Below are 14,398 nucleotides of genomic sequence, written 5' to 3' on the forward strand. Positions count from 1 at the left end.
CCACGAGCCTCCTCCGCCCCGCCGGGCTCGGCAAGCGCAGGCCGTGCGCTCCTCCTGACGGGTGAGGGGGACCGGCTGCCCGTGTCCGGCCCGGCGCCGGGGCCGTTGCTGAGGACATGATCTCAACACGACGTATCGTCGCCGCCGTCGGTCTCGCCGTCGGGGTCACCGGCCTCGCCGCGCCGCTGGCGAACGCGGCCGACGCGGGCGCGCAGCACCCCGGGAAGCTCACCGCGCTCGGTGTGCTCGACTCGGTCTCCAGCAGTGACGTCCCCGCGGAGTACCGGGACCGGATGCCGAAGGTCTCGGAGCAGGTGCAGGGGCTGAACGGACTCCACAAGCTCGGCGAACTGCACCAGCTCACCGACCTGGCCGCGCCCGCCATGGGACTGCTGCCGGGCATCGAAGCCTGACCCCGCCGCACACCGAGGGCCGTCCCGCGCAGGGGCGGCCCTCCTCGTTGCCCGCTCCTGCCCCGGCCCCGTCCGCGTCCTCAGTGCTCCGAGGCCAGGAACTGCGTCGCCGCCAGCTCCGCGTACAGCGGGTCCGCCGCCACCAGCTCCCGGTGCGTGCCCACCGCGCGGACCCGGCCCGCGTCCATGACGACGATCCGGTCCGCCATGGTGACCGTCGACAGCCGGTGCGCGACCACCAGCACGGTCGTCGACCGCGCCACGTCGGCGACCGTGTCCCGGAGCGCCGCCTCGTTCACCGCGTCCAGCTGCGAGGTGGCCTCGTCCAGGAGCAGCAGCCGGGGACGGCGCAGCAACGCCCTTGCGATCGCCACCCGTTGACGCTCCCCGCCGGACAGCTTGGTGCCCCGGTGCCCGACCAGCGTCTCCAGGCCCTGCGGCAGCCGGCCGACCAGACCGTCGAGCCGGGTCGTCTTCACCACCCGTGCGACCGCGTCCTCGTCCGCCTCCGGATTGCCGAGCAGCAGGTTGTCCCTGAGCGTGCCCGACAGCACCGGCGCGTCCTGCTCGACGTACCCGATCGCCGAACGCAGCAGCGGCAGCTCCCAGTCAGCCACCGGTCGGCCGTCCACGGCGATCGTGCCGGACTCCGGGTCGTAGAACCGCTCGATCAGCGAGAACACCGTGGTCTTGCCGGCGCCGGACGGCCCGACGAACGCCGTCATGCCCCGCGCGGGGACGTCGAAGCTGACACCGTGGTGGACGTACGGCAGGTCGTCGGCGTAACGGAAGCGTACGTCGGTGAAGGCGACCGAGGCCGGTTCGGTGCCCGTGGACGGCAACTCGGCGGGCCGGGACGGTGGTTCGGCGGGCAGCCGCAGCGCCTCCTGGATCCGGGCGAGCGCGCCGGCACCGGTCTGGTACTGGGTGATCGCCCCGACGACCTGCTGGATCGGCTGCATCAGGTAGAAGACGTAGAGCAGGAACGCCACCAGGGTGCCCACGCCGATCGCACCGGTCGCCACCCGCGCCCCGCCCACCGCGAGCACCGTGATGAACGCCAACTGCATCGCGAGCCCCGCCGTGTTCCCCGCCGCGGCCGACCACTTCGCCGCCCGCACACTCTGCCGCCAGGACTCCTCGGCGGCCTCGTGCAGGGCCAGTTCCTCGCGGTGCTCGGCGCCGGACGCCTTCACCGTGCGCAGCGCGCCCAGCACCCGTTCCAGCGAGGCCCCCATCACCCCGACCGCGTCCTGCGCCCGGCGGCTCGCCCGGTTGATGCGCGGCACGATCGTGCCCAGCACCGTGCCCGCCGCGGCGATCACCACGAGGGTGACGGCAAGGAGCACCGGATCGACCACCCCCATCATCACCACGGTGGCGACCAGGGTGAGTCCGCCGGTGCCGAGCGCGACCAGCGAGTCCGTGGTGACCTCGCGCAGCAGCGTGGTGTCCGAGGTGATCCGGGCCATCAGGTCACCGGGTTCGGTACGGTCCACCGCGGTGATCCGCAGCCTGAGCAGGTACGACGACAGAGTGCGCCGGGCCCCGAGCACCACCGACTCCGCGGTGCGCCGCAGCACGTACGAACCCAGCGCGCCCACCGCGGCGTTGCCGACCACCAGAGCGGCCATCGCGAGCAACTTGCCGGTGATGGAACGGTCGTGGGACAGGTCGTCGATCAACCCCCGGGCCACCAGCGGCAGCAGCAGCCCGGTCGCGCCCGTCACCAGCGAGAGCACCGCGCCGGCCAGCAGGGCCCAGCGGTGCGGCCGTACGTAGGAGAGGAGCAGCCGGAACACGGGTTCCTTCGGCGGGCTCGTCGGAAGTGCGTCTGCGGTGGTCACGGTGCTCCTCGTCCGGGCGGTGGGCTGCGCCCTCCGACGACCCCCAGGCTACGACGGCCGGTTCCGGCCCCGGGGCCCGGTCAGCCACGGGCGGAACCCAGCTTCGCCAGGGTCGCGTCGAGGTCGGCCGGGCGCGGCCGGTTGTGCGGCAGCTTCGAGAGGACCGCGGCCATCCCGCAGGTGTCGGTGAGCGCCGAGAACACCAGGCCGCCCGCGACCCCTGCCGACAGCAGCAGCCAGGCCGGGTGCAACTGCCCGAGGGCCAGGCCCAGGAGGACCGCCGACCCGGCGGTGAACCGCACCTGGCGCTCCATGGCCCAGGTCGCACGGGACTCGCCCCGCGGTCGGCGCAGTTCGTGACCGCGCTCGGCCCAGCCGTGGGTGCCGCCGGTGAGGGTGGCCGCCGGGACGCCGTGCCCGGCGAGGAGCGCACGGGCGCGCTCGGCCCGGGCGCCGGAGGCGCAGACGAGGAGGAGCCGGCCGGGTGCCGCGCGCAGCGTGGGCACGGCCCGGCCCAGGCTGTCCAGGGGGATGTTGTGGGCGCCGGGCAGATGTCCGGCGGCGTACTCGGCGGGCGTGCGGACGTCGACGACGGTCAGCTCCGGCAGGCGGGCGAGGGCCTGGTCGGGGGTGAGATCCGGGTTCGGGGGAGTAGGTGTCATGACGGATGCGATCCTTCCTTGCAGTGATGAACGGCAGGTCCGCCCGAGGGGCGGGTAACATACCCCTACGGGTATGTGAGGAGTGGTGGTCGTGGAGCTTCAGTTCGAGGGCGACGAGCTCAAGTCGGTGCTGAACCGGCTGCGCCGGGCGCAGGGGCAGATCTCCGGCGTGATCAAGATGATCGAGGAGGGCCGCGACTGCGAGGACGTGGTCACCCAGCTCGCCGCCGCCTCGCGCGCCCTGGACCGGGCGGGCTTCGCGATCATCGCGACGGGGCTCCAGCAGTGCATCATCGACCCCGCCCGGAGCGGGGCGGACGGTGAGACGACCGAGCAGATGAAGGCACGGCTGGAGAAGCTGTTCCTGTCGCTGGCCTGAGCGGCAGCGCCCCGAAAGGGGCGCTGGGGGTACCCCCGGCCGAAGGCTGGGGGAGGAACTGCGCGGCCGGCCACGACGGCGCCGCAGTCGGCAGACGACAGAACGTGGCACTTTCAGCGGAGCGCTCGGCGCGTCAGCCGATCGCGTCGGCCAGCATCGCCGCGGCCACCGCGAGCAGCGCCCAGGCGAAGATCCGCTGGAGGGTGCCCGCGGAGAGCCGGGCCGCGAGCCGCCTGCCGTCCCAGGCGCCCAGGACCGCGGCCCCGGCGAACGGCCCCACGGCCGACCAGTCGACGTCCGCCGCGGAACCGGAGCGGGCCGCCAGTGCGGTGAGCGAGTTGATCGTGATGACCAGCAGGCTGGTGCCGATCGCCGCGCGCATCCGCAGCCCCACGACGTTCACCAGGGACGGTACGGCGAGAAACCCGCCGCCCACCCCGAGCACCCCGGTCACCGCGCCCAGACCGGCGCCCGCCCCGGCCACCCGGGACGCCCGGGCCGGTACCCGCGCCGGGGACCGGACGGCCGCCGGGCGCAGCATGCGCAGTGCCGCCACGGCGGCGAGCACCGCGAACGCCCCGGTCAGCAGCGCCGCCGGCAGCTGCCGGGAGACCGCCCCGCCGACCGCCGCCGGCAGGACCCCGGCGGCCGCGAACACGGCCCCGGCCCGCCAGCGCACCGCACCCTCGCGGGCGTGCCCGACGAGTGCGGTGGCCGAGGTGACCGTGACCACGACCAGGCTGGCGGTGGTGGCCGCGGCCGGGGTGAAGCCGAGCAGATAGATCAGCGCCGGTACGGCGAGCACGCTGCCGCCGCCGCCCAGGGCCCCGAGCGCCAGCCCGGTGACGGCCCCGGCGCCGAGGGCGAGGAGAAGGACGCTCATCCGGGGGTGCCCTCGGTGGTCACCGCGAGCCCCGCCGCGAGCCAGGCGGTCATCCCGCCCACGACATCGACCGCGTCGAGCCCCCGGGCGGTCAGCAGCGCCGCCGCCTGGCGCGAGCGCCGCCCCGAGCGGCAGATCACGACGAGCGGGCGGTCCGCCGCGGCCGACGGCAGCGGCGCCCCGGCCGCCAGCCCGGACAGCGGGGCGTGCACGGCCCCCGGCGCGTGTCCGGCCGCCCATGCGTCGGCCTCGCGGACGTCCAGCAGTACGGCGTCCGCGTCCGTGCGCTCCCGCGCCTCGGCCGGGGTGAGCCTGGCCATCGGCAGTCCGGCCGCGTGCGCCGCCGCGAACCCGTCGTCCACGGCGACCACATCGCGGCCGGCCGCGTCGAGGAGCGACGCGGCGACAGCTGCTCGCGTCCCGCCCGCGCAGTGCACCCACACGGTGCCGCCGGGTATCTCGCCCAGCCGCTCCCGCACCTGGTGCAGGGGGATGTGGACAGAACCCCGGAGATGGCCGCCGGCCCGCTCGGTGTCCCGGCGCACGTCCAGGACGACGACGTCCGCGGTGCCGCGCGCGGCCAGGTCCTTGAAGGTGGCCCGGGGGAAGGAGCGGGGCCGGTCGTCCGCGCGCAGCCACGCCTCGGGCGCGCCCGTGGCCGCCGCGGCCGGGCGGTCGACGCCGACGCGGGTCAGCTCGCGCTGGGCGGCCGCCAGCTGGGCGGCCGACTCGGCGAGCAGCGTGACCGGCCGGCCCCAGGGCAGCAGCCACGCCAGATGGGTGGCGAGCTGTCCGTCGGCCTCGAAGTTCAGGGCGCCCGGGACGTGCCCCTCGGCGAACGCCACCCGGTTGCGCAGGTCCACCACCCACTCCCCGGCGGCCAGCCGTGCCGCGATCTCCGCGGGGTCCGCCCGGCGCGGCGGCGTGAGGTCGACGGGGGCCGGGCCCGCGGAGTTCAGCGGACCCATGTGGGCGTAGTACGCCGGTACGTCGTCGAGCCCGGCCAGCAGCTCCGCGACGAACGTGTCGACGTCCTTGACCAGCGCCTCGTTCACCGCCCGCTCCCGCCCGATGGTGGTGGCGGAGCCGGACGCGTCCCCGGCCGAGCAGAAGCTGCCGAAGCCGTGCGTGGGCAGCACCGCCGTCCCGTCCGGCAGCTGGGCGGCCAGGCGGTGCGCCGAGGCGTGCTGCGCCCGGGCCAGCTCGCCGGTGAGCCGGGGCTCCACCAGGTCGGGCCTGCCGACCGTGCCGATCAGCAGCGAGCCGCCGGTGAACACGGCCACCGCGCGCCCGGTCTCCTCCAGCACGTACGACGTGTGGTGCGGGGTGTGCCCGGGGGTGGCCAGCGCGCGCAGTGCGAGGCCCGCCTCGATCTCCAGCACGTCCCCGTCGGCCACCGGCACCCGCTCGTACGCCACCCGGGCCCCGGCCGGCACCGCGTAGGCGGCCCCGGTCAGGCGGGCCAGCTCAAGGCCGCCGGAGACGTAGTCGTTGTGCACGTGCGTCTCCACGACCTGCGTGAGCCGCACCCCGCGCCGGGCGACGGCCGCCAGCACCCGGTCGACGTCCCGGGGCGGATCGACCGCGACGGCGCCGTGCGCCCCGCCCGCCAGATAGCTGCGGTTGCCCAGTCCGGGCACCTCGATGGTGTCGACGAAGGACACGACGGCACACTCCTCTCCTCGATTCCCCTGGTGGATTACCCCCGGGGGTATGTGTGTCACCGTAGCAGAGGTACCCCCGGGGGTATCTGGGGAAGGTGTCGGAGAACACGACCGGCGGCCGGCCGGCACGATCCGCGGCGATTCACGACGATCCGCGACGAGCGATGCGTGCCGTCGCTGATCGTTCCCGCGTAGGGTCGGAAGACAGCACGTCAGCAGAGCGACGAAAGGGCAGGCCCATGGCGCAGGAAGTACGCGGCGTGATCGCACCGGGCAAGGACGAACCCGTGCGGGTCGAGACGATCGTGGTGCCCGACCCGGGGCCGGGCGAAGCCGTCGTACAGGTGCAGGCCTGCGGGGTCTGTCACACCGACCTGCACTACAAACAGGGCGGTATCACCGACGAGTTCCCCTTCCTGCTCGGCCACGAGGCCGCCGGGGTGGTGGAGTCGGTCGGCGAGGGCGTCACGGACGTCGCGCCCGGTGACTTCGTGATCCTCAACTGGCGTGCCGTGTGCGGCCAGTGCCGGGCCTGTCTGCGCGGCCGCCCCTGGTACTGCTTCAACACGCACAACGCCAAGCAGAAGATGACCCTCGCCTCGACCGGGCAGGAGCTCTCCCCGGCGCTCGGCATCGGCGCCTTCGCCGAGAAGACGCTGGTCGCCGCCGGGCAGTGCACCAAGGTCGACCCGGCCGTCTCCCCGGCGGTCGCCGGGCTGCTCGGCTGCGGGGTGATGGCGGGCATCGGCGCCGCGATCAACACCGGCAACGTCGGCCGGGGCGACTCGGTCGCCGTGATCGGCTGCGGCGGGGTCGGCGACGCGGCGATCGCCGGGTCCCGCCTCGCGGGCGCCGCGAAGATCATCGCCGTCGACATCGACGACCGGAAGCTGGAGAAGGCCCGCGCCCTGGGCGCCACCCACAGCATCAACTCGCGCGAGAGCGACCCCGTCGAGGCGATCCGCGAGCTGACCGGCGGCTTCGGCGCCGACGTCGTCATCGAGGCGGTCGGCCGCCCCGAGACGTACAACCAGGCGTTCTACGCCCGCGACCTCGCCGGCACCGTCGTCCTGGTCGGCGTACCCACCCCCGACATGAAGCTGGAACTGCCGCTCCTCGACGTCTTCGGCCGCGGCGGCGCCCTCAAGTCGTCCTGGTACGGCGACTGCCTGCCCACCCGGGACTTCCCCATGCTGATCGACCTGCACCTGCAGGGGCGGCTGCCCCTGGACGCCTTCGTCACCGAGACCATCCGGCTCGACGAGGTGGAGAAGGCCTTCGAGCGGATGCACGGCGGCGACGTGCTGCGTTCGGTGGTGGTGCTGTGATGACCACACGCATCGAACGCCTCGTCACCTCAGGGCAGTTCACCCTCGACGGCGGCACCTGGGACGTCGAGAACAACGTCTGGATCGTCGGCGACGAACGCGAGGTGATCGTCATCGACGCCGCCCACGACGCCCGGGCCATCGCCGAGGCGGTCGACGACCGCGTCCTGAAGGCGATCGTCTGCACCCACGCCCACAACGACCACATCGACGCCGCGCCCGCCCTCGCGGACCTCACCGGCGCCAAGATCTGGCTGCACCCCGACGACCTGCCGCTGTGGAAGCTCACCCACCCCGACCGCGACCCCGACAACCACCTGTCCGACGGGCTGGTCATCGAGGCCGCGGGCGCCGACCTGACCGTGCTGCACACGCCAGGCCACGCGCCCGGCGCCGTCTGCCTCCACGACCCCGGCCTGGGTGTCGTCTTCACCGGCGACACCCTCTTCCAGGGCGGCCCCGGCGCGACCGGACGGTCGTACTCGCACTTCCCGACGATCATCGACTCCATCCGGGACAAGCTGCTCACCCTCCCGCCCGAGACGAAGGTCCTGACCGGGCACGGCGACCCGACCACCATCGGCGCCGAGGCACCGCACCTGGCGGAGTGGATCGCGCGCGGTCACTGACCCGCCGGAGACGCCCGGCTTCCGCGGACGGCCCGCCACCGGCCACCGCGGAAGCCGGCACGCTCCTCAGCCGTCCGACTCCATCCGGGTCGGCCAGAGCGCCGGGTGCCCCGGAGGCAGCGCGAGATCCTCGCGAACGGCGGTGTAGTAGCGCTCCCGGCACGCCCGCTGCCGTGCCAGCAGGTCCTGCCAGGCGTCCGGGTCGACCGTCCCGGAGCGCATGAACCGCTCCATGGCCATCACCGCGGTCACCCACGCCCGTGCCTGCTCCACCACCTCCCGGCTGCCCAGCATGATCAGCGCCTCCCCGGCCGGGTCACGGCCGTCGGTGGCCGCCGCCAGCTGCGGCTCGGCCTCGGCCGGGGAGATCGGGTGCGGATGCGGGTCGTTGCCGAGATGGGCGGAGACGCGGTAGGTGAGGTTCACCGTCCTCTTCAGCGCCCGCGCGTATTCGCTGTACACCGTCAGCCGCCGCTCCTCCCAGCGCGCCTCCTGTTCCCGGCGGAACCGCGCCCGGTCACCCCGCACCACGGCGAGGTACGAACCGAGCGCGCCGATCACGACGCCTATCAGGGCGGGGAGTTGCTGCAGGAACGCGGTCATGTGCGCACGGTATCTGTCCTGTTGATCGTCCGGCCCGTACGGTCTTCGTCATGACCGGACTCACTCGTTTTGCCGGACACGGAGTTCTCGTCACGGGCGCGGCCCGCGGCATCGGCGCGGCCGTCGCCCGCCGGCTGGCCCAGGAGGGCGCGGGGGTGCTGGCGACCGACCGGGACCTGCCCGAGGCGGAGCGGACCGCGGCCGGGCTGCGCGAACAGGGGCTGGCGGTGGCGGCGTTCGCCTGCGACGTCGCCGACCGGGACTCGGTGGAGGCGGCTGTCGAGCGGGCCGTCGGCGCCTTCGGCACGCTCGACGTGCTGGTGAACTGCGCCGCGCACTGCACCCCGGACGTCCCCCGCTTCGAGGACCAGCCGGACGACGCCTGGGCCCTCGACCTCGACATCACGCTCACCGGCGTGCACCGCTGCTGCCGGGCCGCCCTCCCGTATCTCGCCGCCTCCGGCCGGGGCGCGATCGTCAGCATCGGCTCGGTCAACGCCCGGGCCGACTTCGGCAACCACGCCTACAGCGCCGCCAAGGCCGGCCTCGCCTCGCTGACCCGCACCCTCGCCGGGCACGCGGCCGCGCGCGGGGTCCGGGTCAACCTCGTCGAGCCGGGCACGGTCCGCACCTCGGCCTGGGCGGACCGGGAGGACGAACTCGACGCCCTCCGGCCGCTGTACCCGCTCGGCCGGGTCGGCGAACCCGAGGACGTCGCCGCGGCCGTCGCCTTCCTCGCCTCCCGCGACGCCGCCTGGATCACCGGCACCACGCTGAGCGTCGACGGCGGGCTCACCGCCGTGCACGGCGGGTTCCACGCGGCGCTGCGGCCGCACCGGGAGGCCCGGCGCGGGTCAGAGAGCGGCTGAGGCGGCCGCGAGCACGGCGAGCACGCGCCGGGTGTCGTCCTCGGCGGTCCGCCAGTTGCTGAACGCCGCCCGCAGCGCGGGCACCCCGCCGTACACCGTCGGCGTCAGGAACGCCTCCCCGGACGCGGCGACCGCGCGGGCCAGGGCGGCCACCCGCTCCTGCGTGGGCTGCTCGGCGAGGGTGAAGCAGACGACGTTGAGCCGGACCGGGGCGAGCAGGCGCAGGGCGGGCAGCTCCTCGATGCCGGCGCCGAGGCGGCGGGCCTCGGTGACGTTGCGCTCGACGATCTCGCGGTGCCCGTCCCGGCCGTACGCGGTCAGCGCGAACCAGGCGGGCAGCGCCCGCATCCGGCGGGAGTTCTCGGGGGTGAGGTGCAGGAAGTCCGGGGTGCCGGCGGGCGGGCCCAGGTACGGGGACTCGTTCTGGAAGACGGCCACCTGGAGGTCGCGGCGGCGGGTGAACTGGACGGCCGCGTCGTAGGGGACGTTGAGCCACTTGTGCAGGTCGACGCAGACCGAGTCGGCCGCGTCGAGACCGTCGACGAGCGGGGCGTGGGCGGGGGAGAGGGCGGCGAACGCGCCGAACGCGGCGTCCACGTGCAGCCAGAAGTCGTACCGCTCCTTCAGCGCGGCGATCGCCCGCAGGTCGTCGAAGTCGACGGTGTTCACCGTGCCCGCGTTGGCGACGACGATCGCCGGCCGCCCCGCCAGTGCGGCCAGCGCCGCGTCGAGCGCGGCCACGTCCACCGCCTCCCGGTTGCCGGGCAGCAGCGGCACCGGGCGCAGCCGGTCCCGGCCGATGCCGAGCACCGACAGTGCCTTGCCGACGCTGGAGTGCGGGCTGCCGGAGAGCACGTCGACCGGGCCGAGCGCGGCGGCGCCCGCCCGGGAGACGTCCACGCCGAGCCGTTCGCCGAGCCACTCCCGGGCGATCGCCAGACCGACCGTGTTCGACATCGTGGCCCCGGTCACGAACGCCCCGCTGTGTGCCTCGCCGAGCCCGAACAGCCCGGCCAGCCAGGCCACGGTCTCGCGCTCCAGGGCGGCGCCCCAGGAGCCGGCGTCGCCGGACAGGTTCTGGTCGTAGGCCGAGGTCAGCCAGTCGCCGGTGAGGGAGGCGGGCGTGACGCCGCCGGTGACGAAACCGAGGTAGCGTGGCCCGGCCGAGGCGGACATGCCCGGCGCCCACCGCTCGGTGAACCGGGCCAGCGCGCCGGCCCCGCCCTCCCCCCGCTCGGGCAGCGGCGCCCGTGCGGGTGCGGGCCCGGGCGCGGCCACCGGCCGCTCGGCCGACCCGGCCACCGCACGGGCGGCCGCGTCGCGGGCGGACTGGAGAAGTTCGGGAAGCCGGGCGAGATCGCCGGCGAGTGCGGGGTGCATGAACCGCACACTAGGTCGGCCACGACGCTGTGGCGCGGGCCACTTCCGGGTAAGTGGACCGGTGCCGGAAGCGGCGGCCGCGGCGGTTAAGTTAACCGTTTCGTCACAGCCCGCTCCGGGCTACAACCAATGCCGCGCATCGGGCGGTCCAGTACGACGAGACCACAGCACAGGAAAAGGAGACAGACGTCATATGGGGGACATACGCAGACGAAGTGCCGTCGTGCTCGGTGTCACCGGGCTCGTGGCGCCGCTCACGCTCGCCCTCACCTCCGCTCCGGCGCAGGCGGCGAGCTGCACCACGCAGGCCGGGCCGTACCAGAAGCAGGTGGAGAAGTTCCTCGGGCGGCCGGTCGACGGCAAGCAGTCCACCGCCGACTGCAAGGCGATCCAGGCCTTCCAGAACAAGCACGGCATCACGCCCGCCGTCGGGTACGCGGGTCCCGTCACCTGGGGCGTGATGGACCTGATGAACAAGCAGAAGGCCGTCGGGAACAAGCCCAACAAGGACGGCAAGTGCCCGACGAACAAGGGCCGCATCGCCTGCGTCAACCTCACGCTCCAGCTGAGCTGGATCCAGGACGGCAGCAAGCTGGTCTACGGCCCGGTGCCGGTCCGTACCGGCCGGAACGGGTACGAGACCCGGACCGGTCTGAAGAAGATCTACTGGCGTGACATCGACCACGTCTCGTCCGTCTACAACGTGCCGATGCCCTACAGCCAGTTCTTCGACGGCGGCCAGGCCTTCCACTCGGTGAACCTCAGCATGTGGAACCCGCCGGGCTCGCACGGCTGTGTGAACATGACCCCCGCGACCGCCAAGAAGTACTGGTCGCTGCTGAAGACCGGCGACGACGTCTTCGTGTACGGCCGCAAGCCGGGCACCTGACGGCACCCGGCCCGGCTCCGGCCGCGGCCGGCGGCTTCGGCTCAGCTCTCCGGGGCGTCCCCGAAGTCCGGGATCTCCAGCCTGGCCCCGCCCTGCCGCGCGGACTCGTGCGCGATGATGCCCGGCAGGGTGTAGCGGGCCGCGACCCACGCGTTGACCGACGGCAGGCTGCGCGTGTTGACGGCGGTCACGAAGTCGTCCACGAGGAAGTGGTGGCTGCCCTCGTGCCCGTTGTGCAGCGCGTCGAACTCCCGCGGCAGCCGCGCCCGGTCGTGCACCGGTGCCGACCCCGAGGTGAAGGCGGCCCGCAGCTCCGGCGCGATGTGCTGGAGCGACGGGTCGTCAGGGGACATGGTGGGCTTGGGCTCCAGCAGCTCGCTGATGTCCTGCACGCCCTTCTTGTCCTGCCACAGCGCCACCGTCGCCAGCTGCTCCATGCTCGCCTCCGTGCCGAAGAACCGGAAGCGGGACTCACGGATGTGGGACGGGTAGCCCACCCGCCGGAACTCGTTGGTGCGGAACGAGCCGCCGCCGGCCACCTCGAACAGCGCGGTCGCGTTGGAGATGTCGTTGCCGAACTGGCTGACCTCCTTGTCGAAGACGCCGTCGCCCCGGTCGTCCACGACGCCGATCGCCGACACGCTCACCGCGTGCGTCTGCCAGGCGCCGAGCACCCCGCCCACCGCGTGCGTCGGGTAGAGCAGCGGGGGATAGCTGGCGGTGGACTTCCAGTTCTCGCCGCCGCTGTAGCGGTAGGCGTCGTAGAAGCCGAGGTCCATGTCGTGGACGTAGTCGCCCTCGGCGTAGAAGAGCCGCCCGAAGGCGCCCTCGGCGATCTGGTTGCGGGCGTGCACGGTCGCCGGGTTGTACTGGCTGGTCTCGCCCATCATGTACGTCAGGCCGGTCGCCTTGACCGTGTCGATGATCGCGGCGATCTCCTCGGCCGTGATCGCCATGGGGACCGCGGAGTACACGTGCTTGCCGGCGTTCAGGCCCTGCAGGACCAGCGGGCCGTGCGTCCAGCGCTGGGTGAAGATCGCGACCGCGTCGACGCCGGACTCCAGCATGGCCTCGTACGACGGGAAGGTGCCCGCCAGACCCTGGGCGGTGGCGAGCTGCTCCGCCCGCTCGGGCAGCAGGTCGGTGACGTACACGTCGCCGACGCCGGGATGGGCCTGGAACAGCGTGGCGAACTGGCCGGAGAACTGTCCGGCGCCGACGATGCCGAGTGAGAAAGTCATGGGGGTTACTTTCGTCGCGGAAGAATCTTGGCGTCAAGGGGCGGAAGGAAGTCAGAAAGGTGCGAGCAGGGCGCTTATGCGGCGCACCCGGCGCACAGTAGGGTGGCTTGGTTGCTTCAGCCCCGGAAGAAAAGGGATCCCGTGACCGACTGGCTGCCGCTGAGCTCCGCGGAGCGCTCCGTGGCGATCGAGGTGCTCGTCAACGGCCCCCTGTCGCGCACCGAGCTGGCCCGTCGGCTGAACCTCTCCCAGGGCAGCCTCACCCGCCTCACCAAGCCGCTCATCGAGTCCGGCCTGCTCGTCGAGGCCCCCTGGGCGGGCGCCCCGGCGGAGGCGCGCCAGGGCCGGCCCTCGCAGCCGCTCGACGTGGTCGCCGAGTCCCGGTCCTTCCTCGGCTTCAAGATCACCGACGAGATGGTCTACGCCGTCGTCACCAGCCTCAGGAGCGACATCGTCGCCCGCCTGGACCGGCCGCTCACCAGCCATGAACCCAAGCACGTCGCCGACCTGCTGGCCGCGATGACCGCCGAACTCGCCGGCCGCCACCCCGCGATCGCGGGCATCGGCATCGGCGTCGGCGGGTTCGTGCGCGAGTACGCGGTGGTCGGCGAGTCGCCCTACCTGTCCTGGCGTGACGTCCCGCTGGCCGGGCTGGTCCGGGAGCGCACCGGGCTGCCGGTCGTCGTGGAGAACGACGTGGCCGCCCTGGTCGAGGCCGAGACCTGGTTCGGCGCCGGCCGCGGACTCGACCGCTTCGTGGTGCTGACCATCGGTGCCGGCATCGGCTACGGCCTGGTGCTCGGCGGCAGGCGGGTCCCCTGCGCCGAGGAGGACCGCGGCTTCGGACGGCACTGGATCATCGACCCCCTGGGCCCGCTCACCCCGCAGGGCGAGCGTGGCAGCGCCGTGTCGCTGCTCACCATCCCCAGCATCCGCTACCAGGTCCGGGCCGCCACCGGCCGCGACGCGTCGTACGAGGAGATCCTGGCCGGCGCCGCCGCGGGCGAGCCGATGGCCGCGCGGGTGGTCGGCGAGGCCGGAAGGGCGCTGGGCACGCTGCTCGCCCAGATCGCCAACTTCGTCATGCCGCAGAAGATCCTGCTGGCCGGGGAGGGGGTCGGCCTGATGGAGGTGGCCGGCGACACGGTGCGGGAGGCGGTCCGCGCCCACCGGCATCCGCTCGCCTCCCCGCTCGTCCTGGAGACCAAGGTCTCCGACTTCCACGACTGGGCGCGGGGCGCGGCCGTCCTCGCGATCCAGGTCCTGGTGCTCGGCCGGGCCGGCGGCTGAACCGCCGTTTCCGCAGGTGCGGCCGTTGCCGGACGGCATCGAACTCCCGCCTGTGCTTGACACATTGACGTGATGAGTAACACGGTCCGATATGTCCGTATCGGTCGTACTTACTCACGGCGCCTTCACGCCGACCGGCATATGCTTCACACCATGTCCACCACTGTTGAAACCGTCACCGAGCGATCGGCCGACGAGGTCAACGAGGAGATCCGGGCCCTGTGGCTCCGGTCGGGCGGGACACTGAGCACCGAGCAGCGCGAGGAGTACCAGCGGCTCGTCCTCGAATGGGCGGCGGCAACCCCGTAGCAGCCGGGCCAG

At 73.5% G+C, this 14,398-nt stretch carries 15 protein-coding genes; 8 read left to right on the forward strand and 7 right to left on the reverse strand.

Annotated elements, in window-relative coordinates; genetic code table 11:
• Positions 1-116 precede the first annotated feature (116 nt).
• Complete coding sequence (locus tag ACFZB3_RS05760; protein WP_391370256.1) at positions 117-413, forward strand: hypothetical protein; 297 nt, start codon at positions 117-119, stop codon at positions 411-413.
• 80 nt (positions 414-493) lie between these two features.
• Here the strand turns inward: ACFZB3_RS05760 and ACFZB3_RS05765 are convergent, their stop codons facing one another.
• Entirely contained in the window at positions 494-2,260 is a 1,767-nt protein-coding gene (locus ACFZB3_RS05765; protein WP_391370259.1) for an ABC transporter transmembrane domain-containing protein, read from the reverse strand.
• Positions 2,261-2,340: 80 nt separating this feature from the next.
• Positions 2,341-2,922 carry a rhodanese-like domain-containing protein gene (locus ACFZB3_RS05770; protein WP_391370261.1) on the reverse strand — a complete coding sequence of 194 codons (582 nt, stop codon included), beginning with the start codon at positions 2,920-2,922 and terminating at the stop codon, positions 2,341-2,343.
• 91 nt (positions 2,923-3,013) lie between these two features.
• Between ACFZB3_RS05770 and ACFZB3_RS05775 the strand changes: the two genes are divergently transcribed.
• Positions 3,014-3,301 carry a metal-sensitive transcriptional regulator gene (locus ACFZB3_RS05775; RefSeq protein ID WP_293991319.1) on the forward strand — a complete coding sequence of 96 codons (288 nt, stop codon included), beginning with the start codon at positions 3,014-3,016 and terminating at the stop codon, positions 3,299-3,301.
• Positions 3,302-3,434: 133 nt separating this feature from the next.
• On the opposite strand, the gene ACFZB3_RS05780 is transcribed toward ACFZB3_RS05775, so the two are convergent.
• Positions 3,435-4,184, reverse strand: a complete 750-nt coding sequence (locus tag ACFZB3_RS05780) for a TSUP family transporter (RefSeq protein WP_391370264.1) — start codon at positions 4,182-4,184, stop codon at positions 3,435-3,437.
• The gene (locus tag ACFZB3_RS05785; RefSeq protein WP_391370267.1) at positions 4,181-5,848 is read right to left on the reverse strand and encodes a rhodanese-like domain-containing protein; all 1,668 of its coding nucleotides are present in this window, start codon (positions 5,846-5,848) and stop codon (positions 4,181-4,183) included. The genes ACFZB3_RS05780 and ACFZB3_RS05785 overlap by 4 nt, the downstream gene beginning before the upstream one ends.
• Positions 5,849-6,087: 239 nt before the next feature.
• On the opposite strand from ACFZB3_RS05785, the gene ACFZB3_RS05790 reads away from it, so the two are divergent.
• Both ACFZB3_RS05790 and ACFZB3_RS05795 read left to right on the forward strand, forming a co-directional pair.
• Positions 6,088-7,176, forward strand: a complete 1,089-nt coding sequence (locus ACFZB3_RS05790; protein ID WP_391370270.1) for an S-(hydroxymethyl)mycothiol dehydrogenase — start codon at positions 6,088-6,090, stop codon at positions 7,174-7,176.
• A complete protein-coding gene (locus ACFZB3_RS05795) occupies positions 7,176-7,805 on the forward strand; it encodes an MBL fold metallo-hydrolase (RefSeq protein ID WP_391370273.1) in 630 nt (209 codons plus the stop codon). Before ACFZB3_RS05790 ends, ACFZB3_RS05795 begins: the two co-directional genes overlap by 1 nt.
• Positions 7,806-7,871: 66 nt before the next feature.
• Here the strand turns inward: ACFZB3_RS05795 and ACFZB3_RS05800 are convergent, their stop codons facing one another.
• Positions 7,872-8,408 carry a hypothetical protein gene (locus ACFZB3_RS05800; protein ID WP_391370276.1) on the reverse strand — a complete coding sequence of 179 codons (537 nt, stop codon included), beginning with the start codon at positions 8,406-8,408 and terminating at the stop codon, positions 7,872-7,874.
• Between the two features lie 50 nt (positions 8,409-8,458).
• Here ACFZB3_RS05800 and ACFZB3_RS05805 point away from each other — a divergent pair, with 50 nt between their 5' ends.
• A complete protein-coding gene (locus tag ACFZB3_RS05805) occupies positions 8,459-9,277 on the forward strand; it encodes an SDR family oxidoreductase (RefSeq protein ID WP_391370279.1) in 819 nt (272 codons plus the stop codon).
• Here ACFZB3_RS05805 and ACFZB3_RS05810 read toward each other — a convergent pair.
• On the reverse strand, positions 9,263-10,657 hold the full coding sequence (locus ACFZB3_RS05810; RefSeq protein ID WP_391370282.1) for a pyridoxal-dependent decarboxylase: 1,395 nt from the start codon (positions 10,655-10,657) through the stop codon (positions 9,263-9,265). The two genes, ACFZB3_RS05805 and ACFZB3_RS05810, sit on opposite strands and share 15 nt — an antisense overlap.
• Before the next feature lie 193 nt (positions 10,658-10,850).
• Between ACFZB3_RS05810 and ACFZB3_RS05815 the strand changes: the two genes are divergently transcribed.
• On the forward strand, positions 10,851-11,546 hold the full coding sequence (locus ACFZB3_RS05815) for a L,D-transpeptidase family protein (RefSeq protein ID WP_391370285.1): 696 nt from the start codon (positions 10,851-10,853) through the stop codon (positions 11,544-11,546).
• A gap of 41 nt (positions 11,547-11,587) precedes the next feature.
• Here ACFZB3_RS05815 and ACFZB3_RS05820 read toward each other — a convergent pair whose 3' ends face one another.
• Positions 11,588-12,787 (reverse strand): Gfo/Idh/MocA family oxidoreductase, encoded by a 1,200-nt coding sequence (locus ACFZB3_RS05820; protein ID WP_391370288.1) that lies wholly within the window; start codon positions 12,785-12,787, stop codon positions 11,588-11,590.
• Positions 12,788-12,928: 141 nt separating this feature from the next.
• On the opposite strand from ACFZB3_RS05820, the gene ACFZB3_RS05825 reads away from it, so the two are divergent.
• Both ACFZB3_RS05825 and ACFZB3_RS05830 read left to right on the forward strand, forming a co-directional pair.
• On the forward strand, positions 12,929-14,077 hold the full coding sequence (locus ACFZB3_RS05825; RefSeq protein WP_391370291.1) for an ROK family protein: 1,149 nt from the start codon (positions 12,929-12,931) through the stop codon (positions 14,075-14,077).
• Positions 14,078-14,230: 153 nt separating this feature from the next.
• The gene (locus tag ACFZB3_RS05830; RefSeq protein WP_351500593.1) at positions 14,231-14,386 is read left to right on the forward strand and encodes a hypothetical protein; all 156 of its coding nucleotides are present in this window, start codon (positions 14,231-14,233) and stop codon (positions 14,384-14,386) included.
• Positions 14,387-14,398: the final 12 nt, after the last annotated feature.

Source organism: Streptomyces sp. NPDC008092 (assembly GCF_042957285.1).
GTDB lineage: Bacteria > Actinomycetota > Actinomycetes > Streptomycetales > Streptomycetaceae > Streptomyces.

Excerpts from the sequence above, each read along its gene's own strand:
- ACFZB3_RS05770 (WP_391370261.1), bottom strand. The coding sequence starts at position 2,922 with ATGACACCTACTCCCCCGAACCCGGATCTCACCCCCGACCAGGCCCTC.
- ACFZB3_RS05800 (WP_391370276.1), bottom strand. The coding sequence starts at position 8,408 with ATGACCGCGTTCCTGCAGCAACTCCCCGCCCTGATAGGCGTCGTGATC.
- ACFZB3_RS05805 (WP_391370279.1), top strand. The coding sequence starts at position 8,459 with ATGACCGGACTCACTCGTTTTGCCGGACACGGAGTTCTCGTCACGGGC.
- ACFZB3_RS05820 (WP_391370288.1), bottom strand. The coding sequence starts at position 12,787 with ATGACTTTCTCACTCGGCATCGTCGGCGCCGGACAGTTCTCCGGCCAG.
- ACFZB3_RS05780 (WP_391370264.1), bottom strand. The coding sequence starts at position 4,184 with ATGAGCGTCCTTCTCCTCGCCCTCGGCGCCGGGGCCGTCACCGGGCTG.
- ACFZB3_RS05810 (WP_391370282.1), bottom strand. The coding sequence starts at position 10,657 with ATGCACCCCGCACTCGCCGGCGATCTCGCCCGGCTTCCCGAACTTCTC.
- ACFZB3_RS05830 (WP_351500593.1), top strand. The coding sequence starts at position 14,231 with ATGTCCACCACTGTTGAAACCGTCACCGAGCGATCGGCCGACGAGGTC.
- ACFZB3_RS05795 (WP_391370273.1), top strand. The coding sequence starts at position 7,176 with ATGACCACACGCATCGAACGCCTCGTCACCTCAGGGCAGTTCACCCTC.
- ACFZB3_RS05815 (WP_391370285.1), top strand. The coding sequence starts at position 10,851 with ATGGGGGACATACGCAGACGAAGTGCCGTCGTGCTCGGTGTCACCGGG.
- ACFZB3_RS05790 (WP_391370270.1), top strand. The coding sequence starts at position 6,088 with ATGGCGCAGGAAGTACGCGGCGTGATCGCACCGGGCAAGGACGAACCC.
- ACFZB3_RS05760 (WP_391370256.1), top strand. The coding sequence starts at position 117 with ATGATCTCAACACGACGTATCGTCGCCGCCGTCGGTCTCGCCGTCGGG.